Here is a 16,034-nt window from a genome sequence, read left to right on the forward strand (position 1 = left end):
TGTCAATCAATCCGCTTGTATTTCCGCCAGAGATCCTCAAATTCGTCTTTGAGAGATTGCGCTTTTAGGAAGTTTTGGACACCATCATATCCCTTGCTGACCACTCCAAGTATCAATAAAAAATAGAAGAATGACGCAATCGAATCAGAGAATGGATCGCCGTTCCATACCGTCACTACCGCCATTGATCCAGCAAGAGCGAGCGTAGCGAGTCCTCCCCACATAAAATCGCGCGACGCCGTTCGATACGCGTTCCGGTGGTCGTCGAATATCGAAACAGGCTGGTCTACGGAATCCAGTTCATCAACGACTGGCCTGATATCTTCTTCACCAATCTCTCTGTTAATCACATTCGCGATGTGATCTCTTTCATTTATATCCGGAGGGAGATCATCCCGGCTGTCTAACCGTCCATCAATATTTATGAATAGCTTCGTTAGTTCGTCATCCAGCTTGCTCTTCTGATGACTTTCGAGTTCTACCACTCGCTCCTCGTCGTCCCCACCCAATGACGCCGAATGTCGCCAAGTCCAGAGAGTCGTATAGAGGAATCCCAAAAAGAGCGTTCCCAAAAATCCGAACATCCCCGCGATAATAGTGGCACCTACCATATCTCGTTGGAATGTGCTAGGTCAGTTTAGAGTTTTCAGCATACTTTGGATATCTGTTGTACACAAAGCTGAGAAGCTTGGAAAGGGGTTTGAGTACGTGTTTGCCTTTTATCCAGGACAATAGCTCCCTTTCACTACCTGAGAGTTCTTCGAAGAGTTCCTCAGCCCTATCTATCCCCTCGGTGGTAAGAACATACTCGGTGCCATCATATTTCCTACTCTCTCTTTCCTCCACGAGACCTCGCGACTGAAGTCTCTCCAACGTGGAATAGACTTCGTCATCAATTGGCCCGTAGTCTCCAGGATAGAAACTGAAATCCGTCTGGATGCCTTCCTCTGCGTCCAGCTTCTTATGGACTAAAAAGCAGGCCTTCATCAACCGAGTGATTCCAACAATCGGGACCGCAGTTTTTCCTTTGACTGGCGCGTACAGGATCCGCAGCACCCATTCAGCACGGTCGCCAATCTGGTCTTGTTGGGCCATTATTTTAGCTGAGACGCCGGGCGTCCGTCTGCGTCTTCATAATAATCTCTTCAGCGTATATCTTTTGGGTTCAGTTAAATAGGACGAATAGATGAATCAGATCATCCAGATGGGATCGTTCCGGGGTGCCAATAACCTCAGGAGAGTCAGGACAGCACTAATGTTCTCGAACTGACTTGGAGGACTATGGTCGACTTCAATCCCTTTGACAAGCCTGTCGCAGAAATCGAGTTTGATGATTTGAACACATTGGAAAAGGACGGCGTCTCAGAGGGGTACTACGTAGAATATAAGCGTCAATTTCCAAACCAACCGGAAGACACCGTCGCAAAAATCATCGCCTCTTTCGCAAATACGTATGGAGGATGGCTCTTCCTTGGCGTTCCGGAGAAGTTCAATAATGAAGCGGCGAGCCCGATCGGGATCCATCTAACCGAACACGACGGTCTCAAAGAAACGGTACGCCGCTGGGTGAAAACCAGAGTTGACCCGGTCCCCGACTTCGATATCCAGCTCGTTAGGAATCCCGAGTATACTGATTGGGGTGTGTTGATTATTGAAGTACCAGAAAGTCGAGTACCTCCTCACATAATGAACGACGGGGTGATCTATAGGCGAAATGGAGAAGAAAGCGATCCTATAGAGCCGGAAACGGACCGCTGGCAGCTTGATCGTCTCTACGAAAACCGTCGAGAACGAGAGCGAAAGAAACAACGCGTACTCCAATATCTTCGAGCCTTGGAAAAAGAGCTCGATCTAAACAACAAATCTGCCAAAGGGGGTCGTAAATTACTGCGGAAGCTTCAACAAAATCACCAAGTCGACAGCGATCACTATGTGATTGACCTACTTGCGACCGATGCTTGGGATGCCGCACTTGATGAACAACTTATTGAGATCATTAGTCAGGATGTCTATCAGCAACTACAAGAGCAGTATAAGCTTATTAGATCCACGAATGAACTAATTCGGCGACTCAGAACGGAGGTCCTTCATCCAGAGATTGGTACTGAGAAAAGTGATGACTGGGGTGATTTCCGAATTTGGACAATCACAGTCTCTTTCTGGAATTCAGAAAAGGAAGAAATGGATTATCTCGGACTGGGACCACTGATTATGCAGAAACTTTCGGAGGTGCAGAAATCAACGAGAGAGATAAGCCCAGAACTGACATCGGAGATAGAGAGATTAGAAGAAGAGAACACCAGATAGTTTTGAATAAAGTACTGATAGAAGGGTTCAGACGAGTGTAGATTTTCTGACTTGTATACCCCAACACATATTTACTGTATGCCGTTGGATTTCGCGGAGATGACCACGTACATACCTGCCTATCTCCGCCCTGTAAGCCAGACGCGAACGGGAAATCAATCGAAGGTCGATCAAAAGGCGGAGAAGGTATCTCAAATCAAATGTCCTGGAATAGAGTCTCTGTCCCTCAAGCAAAAGAATCCAGTCGATATATGGATCAACGAACAAGCTCACCGCGGGCGGCGAGTAGTTACCAGCGACAACAAAATACGGAAAAAGCATACTGTAGATCATCCCGAGCGACACTGGTGGATAATCTCGAACGGACTATTCGAAACGATCGACCCACCACTGAGAGAACACGCTGATATCTTTGATTTCCTGATCTCCCTCAATTTGTGTATCGACGAGCCGGTCTTCCTCTCACAGAGCCCTGGTCAAGTGGTCGGCGGGGCTTTTACATATGAGAAGGATGCCTTGAATTATCGAGGAGATCTCTCTGCGGGAAACTTTGCGATTGCACTCTCAGGGTTAGACGAGATCCCTGATGAAGTGGATGTTACCGGTGACGTGATGTCTATCTTTGAGTCTGTTAGGTATTACCGGTCAAAGCAGGTCGCGACTGACGACGAGATGGATATCCGGATTGCTCTTCATATGTATGATGATGCTCTTTCATCTGATCTATGGACAGCTGCCGCCAATCTGTACTACGTCTGTGAAAATATCCTCTTCTCTGGGAAGTACCAAGAGAGAAACGAGAGAGATCAATTAATAGCTAAAAATACGCCCTTAGATGAGGAGCAGGCTGGAAACTGGCGAAAGATGGTAAATCGGATCAAGCATACAGACAAGGGTGAAAAAGTCGAAGGCCTACTGGACAGAGAAGAATTAGAAGTACCGAAATTAGCGCTGATGAGACAATCTGCAAATGATGTTCTCAAGCAATGGATGAATTAGTACAGAACATCGACGATTGGGGTGAGTGTAGTTGGGGCTGTCCTAATTGTGAATCTGAGGCTGTCGTTGAGAAATGGAAGTCCTTTACCCAACTTCTACGCTGCCAAGCTTGCGATTGGGCTTGCACATTCGATGCGTTTGATCAGGAATCACCACGCTCAGACCGACGCGGTCCAAACCTACCGCAAGTGGATTCAAAAAAATGTCCTGACCCTGAATACTCCTCCGTTGATGTCGATCTACGGATAGAGGACTGGGACATTGTCGAAGAAGGGATGTGCGATAACTGCGGTAAGCAGCGGCCAATGATAGAGCTGAAAGGCTTGTCCCTTGATGGAACTCGTCGTCATATTTGTCGAGGAGGATGTGAGGAGTAAACACCGATATTTAGCAAATCATCAACTACCTATCCAAACCCGGCCCACCACCCGGGACGAACAGCGTGCGGCGGCCGCGGAGCTGGAATCGGCCGTCGGAGATTCGCATCCAGTTCGCCTTCCAGATAGAGATGCCCATCAGTCGTAATCGAGTAGCGATCGTCAAGACCGTCGCGGCGACGCCGATGTAGGAAGCCGGCCTCCGCTAAGATTTCGCAGCGTTGTCGAACTAACGCTGCTCGTCCATCAAGATCGACAGCGACCTCCCAGGCCGTCAGCTCCGGGCCTTCATCGAGGTGTTCTAAGATGCGATCATCGAGGAGGAGCATCCAGGGCGACGATTTGAGCATCTACGCCTCCGCGTGAGCGTCTCCGTTCTCTTTATTGTCGTCTTCCTCACCGATCGTTGAGGCGTCAAGTTCTCCGTCGAGATAGAACTCACCGTCTGTCGTAATCCCATAGACGCCGTTCGGGTACGGTTCGACAAGTCCGTATTCAGCGAGCCGTCGCAGTCGTCGAGAGACCTGCGAAGCAGTCACGTGAATGTACTTGTGCTTAGAAATTGGCGTAGGGGAATTTGGGCCTTCTTCCCGCAGAAGCTCAAGAATCCGGTCATCCCAGACCGACATCCAATCTGCACTCTTACGCTTCATACGCAACGATGTTGCATTTCTGTAACTTCGTACCATAGGTGAATCGCATAAAGTTCCCACCAAAAACTATCAGTGCTACCATTACATTTATGCAATGGCGGCATAAATCCGTGGTCACGGAGCCCGAGCGAGATACCCTCGGCTAGTGAGACTCAGTATAGGTCGCGGCCGCGGTGTAGTAGCACCCGGCCGCGGCGGGTTCTGTGCCAGAACACAGAACCATGGTCAAAAGACCATCTGCGGGCATTCAAGCCCGCGCGACGACAGACGCACCGACTCCAAATAACAGCGGCGACTGCGCCTTTTGCACGAACCGAGCGATCGGCGTCGACGCGCACACTGGAAAGCCAGTGTGCCGACCGTGCGGTGTCGCGCTCGACGAGAGCGAGCACCGACTCGTCACCGACGGCGGCGAGCAGACCGACTTCGCCTACGACACGTGGTACGACACCTTCCAGGCGTCCGTCCAGCAGTTCGACGCCGAGAACGGCGACCTGGAGGCCATCTTGGATGGCGACGCCGGCTTTCACGCGTACTTCCACGCCAACGGAAGCGACGTGACGCGCGGCGTCCACACGGCCATCTACCAGGCCCTCTACGACACCCTCGACGAGTTCTACGTCGACGAAGAGCTCGTCGAGATGCGACGCGGCGAGGTGACGCCGCACGCGGTCGCGGCGGAGGTCATCGAACAGATCTCCCACGAACACGGCGTCTACCTGAGCGAGCACGTCGAGGAGAACATCCGCGATCGCGTCGCCCAGCGCGTCGAGACGAATCTCGAAGACCGCGGAGGCACCGAATGACCGACGACGCGCTCACGCTCCGTGCGTCTGGCCCCGCGCTGACGACCACCGAGACGGAACGCGACGGCGTCGCGATCGAGACGACCGTCACGGTCGACCTCGAAGCTACGCTGGACGTCGACGCCGACTGGCTCGACGAACACGCGGCCGTCTTCCGCAGCGGCGGCGCACAGCTCGCCCACGCGAACGTCGCGCGCTTCGTCACCGAGACGCTGAGCGACGCGGAAGCCGAGTACGAGCCCGAAGACGAGAGCGAGTGGGACCTCCGACTCAGCGGCTCGATCGCGGCGTGGCAGGCCGCGGTGGTCCCGCTGGCGAAGCGCCACAGTTCGCGGGTCGCGAGCGAGGACGACGTCGCGAACGCAGTCTGTGCGATCCTCGACGACCTCAGCGAGCACGCGGCGAGCGACCGCCCGCAGTTGGCGCTGCTGGACGTTCTCGAAGACTACGACCCATCGGACTACACGAAGCAAAAAGTCCTCAGTGCGCTGTCTGCGCCCGACAGCGAACTGATGACCGAAGCGACGCCGACCGCGGAGGTGTCGGCGGATGACTGACGACGACGTGCTCGCGCACCTGGCCGGCTACGGCGCGATCGTGGCCGTGCTCGCGTCGGCCTCGTGGTCCGGATTCGCGGGAATGGCCCTCGGCGGGCTCTTCGTGATCGCCGTGGTGATCGTACTCGGCCTGGAGCTGTTCCGCTATCTCACGCGGCGACTCCGGCGAGAGGCTGAATCTGCGGCAGCGGGGGTGTCTGCCAGTGACTGAGGTGCTCGCCTGCCCGAACTGCGACTCGTCGGCGAACATCTTCCGGCGCAGTCCCGAGAAGGCCGTCTCGAAGCTCGACGACGGCGACGGCCGCTGGCGCTGCTCCGATTGTGATTCGGAGTTCGACGAGCCGGTCCGTCGGGAGTCGAAGCGCGGGCCGCGCCCGCAAGGTGGGCTTGCCGGCCGGCTGATGGACGCCGACAGCGGCGACGTGACCGGAGGCGCGGACTGATGGGCGAACGCTGGAGTAGCGTCCGCACTCGCGCCGACGACGCCTACCACGACGTCGCGCAGTTCCACCTACACGAGTTCGCGACCGACGTTACGGGGGTAACCGACGGTCGCGGGCTGGGAGGACGCGACGATGGCTGAGTCGCGCTCGGGCAGTCGCGATCTGAGTCCGATCACGCCGCGGGACGCTGTCGAGCGGTTCATCGAGCGGCGGCAGTCGGACTCGACAGAGCAGACGCTGCGGACGTATCACGACCGGTTGATGCGGTTCGTGCGCTGGCTCGAACACGAAGACATCCTGAACCTCAACGTGGTCGGCGGCCGCGATCTGCAGGAGTACCTCGCGTACCGCCAGCAGACGTGTAACCGGACGACGCTGAACAACGAGTTCGGGACGCTGAAGAAGTTCTTCGAGTTCCTCGTCGCGATCGAGGCGACCGAGCCGGCGATGCCGGATCGGGTGCAGCTGCTGAAGCCGACCGCTTCGGCCGACGACCAGACGAACGTGGAGAAACTGCCGCCGGAGCGAGCGCGAGAGATCCTGGAGTATCTGGAGCGCTTCGAGTACGCGGGCCGACGGCACGTCACGATGCTGCTGATGTGGCGGTTCGCGTTCCGGTTGGGTGATCTGCGGGCGATCGACGTCGAGGACTGTTCGTTCGACGGCGAGATCGACAAAGAGCGGCTCCGGATGATCGGCGAGCGTACCGAGAATGTGCCCGAGGAGATCGGGCCGCACCTGTATATGATCCATCGGCCGGAGTCGGGTACGCCCCTGAAGAACAAATCGAAGAGCGAGCGCATCGTCTCGCTGACGGACGACGAGGTGCGCGTCCTGCAGGATTACATCGACAAGAAGCGGACCGAGCAGATCGACGAGAACGGCCGGCGGCCGTTGCTGACGTCGACGCACGGGCGGCCGACGAACACGTGTGTCAGACGCTGGATGTACCGGCTGACGCAGCCGTGTCTGGTCGGGCCGTGTCCGCACGATAAGAACCCGGAGACGTGCGAGTACCGAGAGCACGGCCACGAGAGTGGCTGTCCGTCGGTGAAGTCACCGCACAAGGTCCGAACCGGCGCGATTTCGAATATGCGAGAGTGCGGAATCTCGCCGGAGGACGTCTCAGAGCGGGTGGACGCGACGCCGGAGACGATCAGACAGCACTACGATTTCAGCGACGAACTGCAGCGGCTCGAAAACAGACGCGAGAGATTCGAGGATCTGGAATAATGACGACGACATCGACAGAGCGGATGGCTTCGGTAGCGAATAGTGCGCTGGCTCAGCGGTCCCATAGTTGTTTTCTATGACGTAATCTGTTACCCGTCGAGTGTACTGTTTGTCTTAGTGCGTCGTCCTTTCATATGTCCAGAGCAGCCGATTCGTCGGCCACCCGTCAGGACACAACCCTTCTACCCCCGGTATAAATCGGTTATACCGTTAAGCTACAGAACAATGCGGTTACGGGCCCTTCGTTCAATTGTATGACGCAGAGAAACCCTACTGACGATCGAGGCAGAGAGACCGAACCAAACTTCTATCTCCCCGCCGGATCTCCCTCGACGTCCGTCGCCGGTCGGATTGAGCGTATCTGGGCGAAGCTGTTCAGCCACGGCGTCGAAACGCCGGCGTAGCTGCGAACGAATGCGGTGAACCACCCGGTCCAGGTGGATTGGATCGAGTTCTGAGTGGGATTCATCTTCTGACTACCGTGTACGAGGAGTAGGCACTCGAAACAGTATTTATCGTGTCAACCAACCTCGACTAACCGGCTCACTTAACACACCACACGCCCACAACTACGACTCCGATAGCAAACATCGCAGTGTACTTCTTCGTCGGATATCTCAAAACTCATTGATTGCAGAACCATACAACAAATACGCACCTACAGAACAATGGCCGATATCAATGACCGATATTAAAGCGGTCGTCAGAGTCGAGCACCCTGACATAGTGCTCACAGAGACAGTCAACCACGACCGAAGCGCGAAAGTCAAATCGGTGTCAGAGGCGGGGACTGATCCCACATCGGGGAAGTTCTTCTATCGTATAGAGTCGTCTGACTTCTCGCAGTTTGAAGACGGACTGCGGAGCGATAACACCGTCGGCGAATTCGAACGCGTTATCGAAACCAGAGACGAGGAAGCCATCTATAGCTTCGAGTACACGGACGAAGCGAAAATCCTCTCGTCAGTTATTTCGACCGCGAATGGTGTCACACTCGAAATGGAGAACGAGGGACAGGCTTGGATATTCACGATATGGGTGCCCGAACGAACGAACCTGACCCATCTCTGGAACTATGCACAACAGCACGACATCGACATCGACTTACTGCGCGTGAACGAATACGATAGTCTGGGCACCAAAGACGCGGGGTTGACCGATAGCCAACGAGAAGCACTGCTCGTTGCATTGGAGACAGGGTATTTCGAAGAACCACGGAACGCAACGCTCAGCGAGGTCGCCGCTGATCTGGACATCTCACAACCCGCCGCCAGCGGTCTTCTTCGGCGTGGAACCAAGCGACTCGTCGTATCGTCTCTGGTGGATGACAGTGACGTATCAGATTGACCAACGTCTCAAAACGCACTGACCACCTACCGTCTCTGACAGCAGGCTCTGCGGTCAATCTGTAGACTCGTTCTGACAGGCGATCCAGTAGCGCTCAGCGGTCCCTGGGAGATGCGTCTCTAACTCTGCTTTCGAATCGTTCAGCATCCCTTTTCAGAGGGCGATCGCCGCTGCGCCGACCACAGGTGCAAGGACGGTTAGATACACTGCCGCTTCGATGCTCCACGCGCGCCGAATCGCGGACAGCCGCTGCATCAGTCCACGTTTACGCCGTCTATCGGTGTGACCCGCGGCGATAGACGGAGACGTGACGTAGGTGCCGCCTCAACGCTGACAGACGGGGGCGCACTCGGCCGGGATCCGAATCAGTGCGGGTTTTCTGGTCACTCTCTGCAGGAGGGGGCGCTTCGATATCCTCCCGGGCTTCCGCTCGCTACGCGTCAGTCCGAAGTCGACCGGACGCCAGACAGCAGCGATGCCGCCTCGAAGTCCATCTCCAGCCGCTCTTCGACCCCGAGAAGCGTCGCGATCGTCGGCGCCACGGCCCGCGCGTCGACCGGTCCGTCGGGTGACAACGTCTCCGGAGCGGCAGGGCCGCCGATCCCGTACACTCCTCGCGTCTCCTCGTCGACGCAGCCGTGTGAGCCGCCGATCTGTGTCGGGTCGAGCGAGGCCAGTCCAGCATCGCCGACGAAGAGCTCGCAGGGGTCGAAGCCGGGCTTGGCGTGGATGTCCATATCCGTGGCGTACGATGGGGCCGCCTCGTTGGCGTCCCACCAGTAATACTGGAACCAGGCGTCCGGTTCGGCGACTAACACGAGGTCGCCCGCGTTCGCATGGTCGATACCCCGCGCCGCCGTTCCGTCATCGTCCAGCACCTGGGCCACGCCGTCGAGCGCTTCGAGCGTCTCGCGGGCGGCGGCGACCACGTCAGCGTCGGCGTACACGTGCGCGACTTGGTGGTCGACCATCGCGAAGGCTGCCGAGCGTGAGAGATCGACCTCCTCGCCGCCGTGGCCGTCGTCGGTCACCGAAAGTAGCCCCGCTTGTCGAAGCGCGCGGTTGGGGAACACCGGCGTATCGACCGAGTGGAACCCGTACTCGCTGACGACGTTCACGACTGTCTCCTGCCAGCGCTCGTCCGCACGGAGGAACGATAGAAACGACCCGAGGAGTTCGTCGACAGTTTCGAGCGCCGCGTCGGTCTCGGGCGCGTCGGGACCGTGCCGCTGCGCGTCGTAGTCGAGGTGCGGGACGTACACCCAGAGTAGGTCGGGGTCGAACCGTTCGATTGCCTCGCGCGCGGCGGTCAGGATCCACTCGCTGCTTCGCTCGTTCGCGGCCGGCCCCCAGTAGTTGTGGAGCGGGAAGTGGCCGTATTCGGCCTCCAGATCGTCGTACAAGCCGTCAGGATTGGTCCAGCAGTTCATCTCGAGTATGTTGTTGTCCTCGTCTTCGATCGGCGACGGCGTTACCGACACGTCGGCGTTCGTCCCGACGAGGTGCTGGAAGAACAGCGCGCCGGTGGTGAGACCGGCGTCGGCGGCGGCTTCCCAAATCCGAGTGCGATCACCTCGGTCGCGCTCCCAGAAGGCCACCGCGTCCGCGTCGCGGTCGTACTCGCCGTTCGCCACGTCGCCGTGGGCCGCCGGCGAGCGTCCGGTCGCGAGCGTCGTCTGGGCCGGGACCGTGACTGCGGGAAACGGAGGCCGGAGGTCGGCCGTGTGCTCCTCATCGAGCAACCCGGTCAGATTCGGCGCGTGGCCACTGCCGAGGTGGTCAGACTGGAGACCGACGACGTCGAGGACGACGACGCGCCGGTCCGCGGCCGGCCCGTCGGAGACGGTCATTCGACAGCCGCCTCCATCGAGTGGCGGTCGACGTACGCGTCGAGCAGCGCGAACTGTCGCGAGAGGTCGTGTTCGTCGACGCCGATCGGGGCCTTGAAGAACGACGCGAGATGTCGCTGGAGCCCCCCTTCGCCGCGCTCGTCGGCGTGGGCGAGCAAGCGAACGAGGTCGAGCACGAGCGGAGCGGCGAGTGCCGAGTCCGAGCCCTCCCAGGTGAACTGCATCTTCATTTCGGTGTTCAGGAAGCCCTCGAAGTGGACGTAGTCCCAGGCGGTCTTCCAGTCCCCCAGCGACGGTGTGTAGTCGATTCGGACCCGGTTGTGCTCGATATCGGGCAGGATGGAGTCGAGCACGCCACCCTTGCTCGCTAATTTTCCGGCCTTGTTGGCCTCGTCTTCGAGGACCTGACCGTCGTCGTTGCCGAGGACGTTGTGGCCCTCCCAGGACCGCACGTGGAGGTTCCGCCCGCCGAACATCGGCGCGAGTGCCGACTTCACGAGAGTCTCACCCGTCTTGGCGTCCCGTCCCGTGTGCGGAACGTCCCGATCGTTGGCGAGTTCCCGGAGGCCGCCGAGTGCCGAGCCAGTGCTCGGCGTGAAGTTGACGTAGGGGTGTCCGTCGACGATCGCGGCGTACGCGTAGAGTGCGCTCGCGGGGAGGTCGCGGTCGTTTCCGGCGATCGCCCGCTCGAACGCATCGAGCGTGTCGTATCGGTCCGGCTCCTCCAGCGGCGGTTCGGTCGAGGCGACGTTCACTACCACCACACGATCGAGGTCGTGCTCCCGACGGAACGCCCGGTAGTCGTCTCGGATGCGGTCGACGACCTCGCCCACCGGAAGCCGTTCGTCCAGCGAGCCCTGGCTGGCGAGGTCGTCGACGGCCGCCCCGCAGTTCAGCGCCGTTCCCGTCTCGATCCGTCTGTCGATGTGGCGGAGGTCCTCGGCCACTGTGTCGACGATTTCCGGAGATGGGACGCCGTTCTCGGAGAGATCTCGCGCCGACTCCAAGAGGCTCTGCTCTCTGATGTCGTGGCCGCCGAAGACGAACTCTCCGACGTCGGGGAGCGCCAGTCGCGAGTACGGCTCCCGGGCCGTCACCAGGCCAGTCGTGTCCGTTTCGCCGCGGGCCAGTGCGCGCGCGCCTGCTATCGCGGTGGTCGCGACGTTTCCGCGCGCGCCGATCAGCCAAACACCTGTGCTTGTCATTGGCGTAGGTACTCCGTGTCGAACTAGCGACATTGTTATGACACGCCTGAACGAGACAGGTACCGCTGGGAGGGCGACACTCGGTCAAACGGGTCTGAGAGGGCTTATTTGACCGTTTAACCGCGGTTTTCAGCTTTTGAAGCCGATAGTAGGAGACTCATAACGAAGTGAGAACTACCTGATTGCTGAATCGATGCGCGTGATCGACCCCCACATGCATATGGTATCACGGTCAAGCGAAGACTACCGCCGAGCCCGGCGGGCGGGAATCGAGTGCTGCATCGAACCGGCATTCTGGAGCGGGACGGACAAACGTCACGCGGGCTCGTTCTTCGACTACTTCGAGCACATCACCGACTTCGAGACCGAGCGCGCCGAGCGCGCGGCCGGGATGGACCACTACGTCACCCTCGGGCTCGAACCCAAGGAGGCGAACTACCCCGAGATGGCCGAGGAAGTGATGAAACGGCTCCCCGAGTTCCTCGACCGCGAGAACGTGGTCGGCGTCGGCGAGATCGGGCTCGATCAGGGGACGGACGCCGAGGAGTACGCGTTCCGCAAGCAGCTCCGGATGGCCGAGGAACGCGAACTCCCCGTCATCGTCCACACGCCCCACGAGAACAAGCCGGATGGGACCGAGCGGCTCGTCGAGATGATCCAAGAAGAAGACGTCACCGAGGAACGGATCATCATCGACCACAACACCGAGAACACGATCGACACCAGTCTGCAGACCGACTGCTGGATCGGATTCACCCTCTATCCGGGCAAAATTGCGGACGAGAAGGCCATCGACCTGCTCGAGGAGTACGGCACCGACAGGATGATACTCAACAGCGCGGCCGACTGGGACCCTTCGGACCCGCTGGCGGTGCCGAAGGCCCGCGACAAGATGCTCGACCGCGGCTGGGACCGCGAGGCGGTCCGCACGGTCGTCTTCGAGAACCCATACGCGTTCTTCGACCAGTCGCCCAACTTCGATTACGAGCCCTGAGAGCCGATGCAATTTGCATTCTCAGCCAACGCGTTCCAGGCGTACGATCAGCTCGAAACCGTCGAGATTCTGGCCGACATCGGGTACGACGGGGTGGAACTCCTGCTCGGCGCGTCGCACCTTCACCCCGCAGACACGGACCAAGCGGACATCGCCGCGGTCGAGAACGTGCTCGACGATACGGGCCTCGAGATAAGCAACTGTAACGCGTTTATGATGACTGCGGAGGGCTTTCAACACCCTTCCTACGTCGAGACCGATCCCCAGTACCGCCAGCAGCGCATCGACTACACGCACGAGTCGCTCCGTCTGGCCGACGCCATCGGAGCCGACTCGATTTCGATCCAGCCGGGCGGCCCCGTCCCTGCAGACCGGTCTTACGAGTGGGCGATGGAGACGTTCAGAGAGAGTATGCGGTCGATCGTGCAGATCGCCGAACCCCTCGACGTCGACGTGCTGATCGAACCCGAGCCGGACCTGCTGATCGAGACGACAGACCAGTATCTCGACATCGCAGACCGTGTCGACTCGGAAGCGGTCGGCTGCAACTTCGATGCGGGGCACCTCTTTTGCGTCGGCGAGGATCCCGCCGAGGCCGTCGGCCGGGTCGTCGATCAGACGCCCCACTACCACGTAGAGGACATTCCGGCCGACCGCACGCACGAGCACACCCAACTGGGCGACGGCGCGATGGACATCGACGGCTTTCTCGAAGCCGTCGCGGAGACGGGCTACGATGGATTCGTCACCGTCGAGCTATACCCGTATCAGGAGACCGCGGCTGAGACGGCGCGCGAGGCGTACGAGTATCTCGACGAGCACGGGTGGATCTGATCGGACGATGGCTCACTCCCGACGCGGCACACGCCGGGTGCGACGCACTGTGGCCGCGTACGCCGAGTTAGTTCGCGTTCCGAACCTCTTCACTGCGCCGCCGGACGTGATAGCCGGGGCCGCACTCGCCGTCGCCGCGGGCGGGACGGCCACGGTCCCGGCCGTCGCCGGCGTGGCCGCCGCTTCGGTGCTGCTCTACGCCGCTGGGACGGCCCTCAACGACTTTTTCGACGCCCCCGTCGACGCGGAGGAGCGTCCGGAGCGACCGATCCCTGCCGGTCGGGTGTCGCGCCCGACGGCCGGTGTTTTCGGAGCCGCGTTGCTGCTCTGTGCGGTGCTCCTCGCAGTCGCTGCAGCCGGCGCTACTGCCGGAATCGGGGCACTCGCGGTCGCAGCGGCGGTCGTCGCGTACGACGGCGTGCTGAAGGGCGGACCGGCGGGCTTCCTAGCGATGGGCGCGGCCCGCGGACTGAACGTCCTGTTCGGGACGACGGCTACAGACGCGACGGTCGCGTCGCTGCCCCTGTGGGCGCTCGGTATCCCGGTCGTGCTCGCCACGTACGTCGCGGGCGTGACGCTGGTGGCCGCAACGGAGACGACCGGGGCGTCGCGGCGGTCGGTGGTGGTCGCTGGCGGCGCCGCCGGAGTCGCCGGGACGGTCGCGGTGACCCTCCTCGCGACTGTCGGCCTCACCGCCCACGGACTCGCTGCCGGCGTCGGCATCGTACTCGCGGCCGCGTTTCTCGTCGTGACGGGGCGAGCGCTCGCACGGGCCTACCGTGACCCGTCGCCGGAGACGGTCGGCCCGGTCATCGGGACGTGCGTGCTCGCGCTCGTGCCGCTCGATGCGGCGGTCGCGGCCGTCGCTGGCGCCGGATGGGCGCTGGTCGCGATCGCGTTCGTCGGTCCCGCAGTCGGACTGTCACAACTGTTCGCCGTCTCGTAAGGAGGATGATGACACGTATGCATCAGAGACACACGATTCACCGAGCCGGATTCGAATCGACGACGACGCACCGACGACGAACCGTAGCTGCCGGCCGCCCCGGCAGGCGCAGAGGGGGGCAGTGATGGTCGAGTTGGCCTTCTCGACGAACGCCTATTCCGAATACGGACTTCCGGAGGCGGTTCGACGCATCGGCGACCACGGCTACGCTGGCGTCGAGATCCTTGGCGACGACCCCCACGCCTACTTCCCGACGTTCGACGGCCACGACGAGCGCGCGCTGCGCGACGCCCTCGCGGAGACAGGCCTGTCGGTGGCAAACGTCAACGCGAACACGGCGATGGGCTACTACGACGACGCGCCGCCCTCGGCGTTCTTCGAGCCGAGCGTCATCACCGACGACGAAGCGGCCCGCCAGTGGCGCATCGAGTACACGCACCGCGCCATCGACCTCGCGGAGGCGGTGGGGTCGCCCGCGGTCTGTCTCGCGACCGGCCGACCGCTCGCGGGCAACCCGCCGAAACGGGCGCAAGAGACACTTCGCGCGTCGCTCCACGAGATCCTCGACTACGCGGAGCCGCGGGGTATCGACGTCGGCATCGAGTTCGAACCGGAACTACTCGTCGAGTGCACCGACGAGGTGTTAGCCCTGATAGACGACGTCGGCCGCGAGTCGCTGGGCGTCAACCTCGACGTCGGACACGCGGCCGTGTACGGCGAGGACCTCACCGAGACCATACACCGGAGCGCTGGCCACATCACCGGCGTGCACGTAGAGGACATCGTCGGCGGCCGCCGGGGCAAGCACTACCACCGGATCCCCGGCGAGGGCGACCTCGACTTCCGGGCCATCTTCGACGCGCTGGACGATGTCGGCTACGACGGGTTCGTCACCGCCGAACTGTACACGTACCCGCACGAGCCCGACCGGGCCGCCGAGCGTGCGTACGAGGAACTGGTGCAATACTGCTGAGGTGCAGGACTATTGAGATCACTCACGCTTCCTGTCGGGCCTGCGGCGGAGCGGCACGTGGCCACTGGCAACAACGTCCGGCGCTCCCGAGACAACTCTGGGGTACCGCAATACGTCACGGACGTCTGGCAGACAGCATCAGCACTCGGAGATCGACCGACACCGCCTTCCTGCTTCGCCACAGACTGCCGCTGTGTCAGAGACGTTTCACGGCGACGTACTGCGCGTCATTCCACCAGACGAACTCGCCGAGCACGATCTCGAACCTGCCTTAGAGGAACTGGCTGCATCGCGTGGCGTCCTGGTCTGTCGCCGCGGTGGCCATCCCTCGCTGTTGGAACTCATATGGGCGTTCGTGAGGCGGGACCCAATCGAGGCGGTCACTGTCGTTGCGGACGTCGAAGACGAGGACATCAGCGAGGGCGACGAGATAACCGCACAGATCACAGAGACAGAGCTGTTCGGCGTCTACGAGGTAACCGGCACTATGGACGTTGACCGGGCTTGATA

20 protein-coding genes are annotated in these 16,034 nt (G+C 60.1%); 14 read left to right on the forward strand and 6 right to left on the reverse strand.

Annotated elements, in window-relative coordinates; genetic code table 11:
• Positions 1-2 precede the first annotated feature (2 nt).
• Positions 3-611: a hypothetical protein gene (locus NO362_RS11965; protein ID WP_256545440.1), complete on the reverse strand. Its 609-nt coding sequence runs from the start codon at positions 609-611 to the stop codon at positions 3-5.
• 16 nt (positions 612-627) lie between these two features.
• Positions 628-1,095 (reverse strand): hypothetical protein, encoded by a 468-nt coding sequence (locus tag NO362_RS11970; protein ID WP_256545441.1) that lies wholly within the window; start codon positions 1,093-1,095, stop codon positions 628-630.
• Positions 1,096-1,281: 186 nt separating this feature from the next.
• Between NO362_RS11970 and NO362_RS11975 the strand changes: the two genes are divergently transcribed.
• Entirely contained in the window at positions 1,282-2,307 is a 1,026-nt protein-coding gene (locus tag NO362_RS11975; protein ID WP_256545442.1) for an AlbA family DNA-binding domain-containing protein, read from the forward strand.
• A gap of 99 nt (positions 2,308-2,406) precedes the next feature.
• On the forward strand, positions 2,407-3,306 hold the full coding sequence (locus NO362_RS11980) for a hypothetical protein (RefSeq protein WP_256545443.1): 900 nt from the start codon (positions 2,407-2,409) through the stop codon (positions 3,304-3,306).
• A 406-nt stretch (positions 3,307-3,712) separates the two neighbouring features.
• Here the strand turns inward: NO362_RS11980 and NO362_RS11985 are convergent, their stop codons facing one another.
• The gene (locus NO362_RS11985; protein ID WP_256545444.1) at positions 3,713-4,033 is read right to left on the reverse strand and encodes a winged helix-turn-helix domain-containing protein; all 321 of its coding nucleotides are present in this window, start codon (positions 4,031-4,033) and stop codon (positions 3,713-3,715) included.
• Positions 4,034-4,372 (reverse strand): winged helix-turn-helix domain-containing protein, encoded by a 339-nt coding sequence (locus tag NO362_RS11990; RefSeq protein WP_256545445.1) that lies wholly within the window; start codon positions 4,370-4,372, stop codon positions 4,034-4,036.
• Positions 4,373-4,686: 314 nt separating this feature from the next.
• Between NO362_RS11990 and NO362_RS11995 the strand changes: the two genes are divergently transcribed.
• From NO362_RS11995 to NO362_RS12025, 7 genes are all read left to right on the forward strand, one after another.
• A complete protein-coding gene (locus tag NO362_RS11995; RefSeq protein WP_256545446.1) occupies positions 4,687-5,142 on the forward strand; it encodes a hypothetical protein in 456 nt (151 codons plus the stop codon).
• Positions 5,139-5,699 (forward strand): hypothetical protein, encoded by a 561-nt coding sequence (locus tag NO362_RS12000; RefSeq protein WP_256545447.1) that lies wholly within the window; start codon positions 5,139-5,141, stop codon positions 5,697-5,699. Before NO362_RS11995 ends, NO362_RS12000 begins: the two co-directional genes overlap by 4 nt.
• Complete coding sequence (locus NO362_RS12005) at positions 5,692-5,910, forward strand: hypothetical protein (protein WP_256545448.1); 219 nt, start codon at positions 5,692-5,694, stop codon at positions 5,908-5,910. Before NO362_RS12000 ends, NO362_RS12005 begins: the two co-directional genes overlap by 8 nt.
• The gene (locus NO362_RS12010) at positions 5,903-6,142 is read left to right on the forward strand and encodes a hypothetical protein (RefSeq protein ID WP_256545449.1); all 240 of its coding nucleotides are present in this window, start codon (positions 5,903-5,905) and stop codon (positions 6,140-6,142) included. The genes NO362_RS12005 and NO362_RS12010 overlap by 8 nt, the downstream gene beginning before the upstream one ends.
• A complete protein-coding gene (locus tag NO362_RS12015; RefSeq protein ID WP_256545450.1) occupies positions 6,142-6,282 on the forward strand; it encodes a hypothetical protein in 141 nt (46 codons plus the stop codon). The genes NO362_RS12010 and NO362_RS12015 overlap by 1 nt, the downstream gene beginning before the upstream one ends.
• Positions 6,275-7,375, forward strand: a complete 1,101-nt coding sequence (locus tag NO362_RS12020; protein ID WP_256545452.1) for a tyrosine-type recombinase/integrase — start codon at positions 6,275-6,277, stop codon at positions 7,373-7,375. The genes NO362_RS12015 and NO362_RS12020 overlap by 8 nt, the downstream gene beginning before the upstream one ends.
• 681 nt (positions 7,376-8,056) lie before the next feature.
• On the forward strand, positions 8,057-8,722 hold the full coding sequence (locus tag NO362_RS12025) for a helix-turn-helix domain-containing protein (RefSeq protein ID WP_256545454.1): 666 nt from the start codon (positions 8,057-8,059) through the stop codon (positions 8,720-8,722).
• Positions 8,723-9,162: 440 nt separating this feature from the next.
• Here the strand turns inward: NO362_RS12025 and NO362_RS12030 are convergent, their stop codons facing one another.
• Both NO362_RS12030 and NO362_RS12035 read right to left on the reverse strand, forming a co-directional pair.
• A complete protein-coding gene (locus NO362_RS12030) occupies positions 9,163-10,572 on the reverse strand; it encodes an alkaline phosphatase family protein (protein WP_256545457.1) in 1,410 nt (469 codons plus the stop codon).
• A complete protein-coding gene (locus NO362_RS12035; protein WP_439331154.1) occupies positions 10,569-11,810 on the reverse strand; it encodes an inositol-3-phosphate synthase in 1,242 nt (413 codons plus the stop codon). The genes NO362_RS12030 and NO362_RS12035 overlap by 4 nt, the downstream gene beginning before the upstream one ends.
• A gap of 160 nt (positions 11,811-11,970) precedes the next feature.
• On the opposite strand from NO362_RS12035, the gene NO362_RS12040 reads away from it, so the two are divergent.
• The 5 genes from NO362_RS12040 (at position 11,971) to NO362_RS12060 (ending at position 16,032) form a co-directional block, all read left to right on the forward strand.
• On the forward strand, positions 11,971-12,771 hold the full coding sequence (locus tag NO362_RS12040) for a TatD family hydrolase (RefSeq protein ID WP_369335092.1): 801 nt from the start codon (positions 11,971-11,973) through the stop codon (positions 12,769-12,771).
• Positions 12,772-12,777: 6 nt separating this feature from the next.
• Positions 12,778-13,605: a sugar phosphate isomerase/epimerase family protein gene (locus NO362_RS12045; protein WP_256545460.1), complete on the forward strand. Its 828-nt coding sequence runs from the start codon at positions 12,778-12,780 to the stop codon at positions 13,603-13,605.
• Positions 13,606-13,612: 7 nt separating this feature from the next.
• Positions 13,613-14,551 carry a UbiA family prenyltransferase gene (locus tag NO362_RS12050; RefSeq protein ID WP_256545461.1) on the forward strand — a complete coding sequence of 313 codons (939 nt, stop codon included), beginning with the start codon at positions 13,613-13,615 and terminating at the stop codon, positions 14,549-14,551.
• A 124-nt stretch (positions 14,552-14,675) separates the two neighbouring features.
• A complete protein-coding gene (locus NO362_RS12055; protein WP_256545462.1) occupies positions 14,676-15,524 on the forward strand; it encodes a sugar phosphate isomerase/epimerase family protein in 849 nt (282 codons plus the stop codon).
• A 193-nt stretch (positions 15,525-15,717) separates the two neighbouring features.
• Positions 15,718-16,032 carry a DUF7526 family protein gene (locus tag NO362_RS12060; protein ID WP_256545463.1) on the forward strand — a complete coding sequence of 105 codons (315 nt, stop codon included), beginning with the start codon at positions 15,718-15,720 and terminating at the stop codon, positions 16,030-16,032.
• Positions 16,033-16,034: the final 2 nt, after the last annotated feature.

Source organism: Halobellus inordinatus (genome assembly GCF_024498335.1).
GTDB lineage: Archaea > Halobacteriota > Halobacteria > Halobacteriales > Haloferacaceae > Haloquadratum > Haloquadratum inordinatus.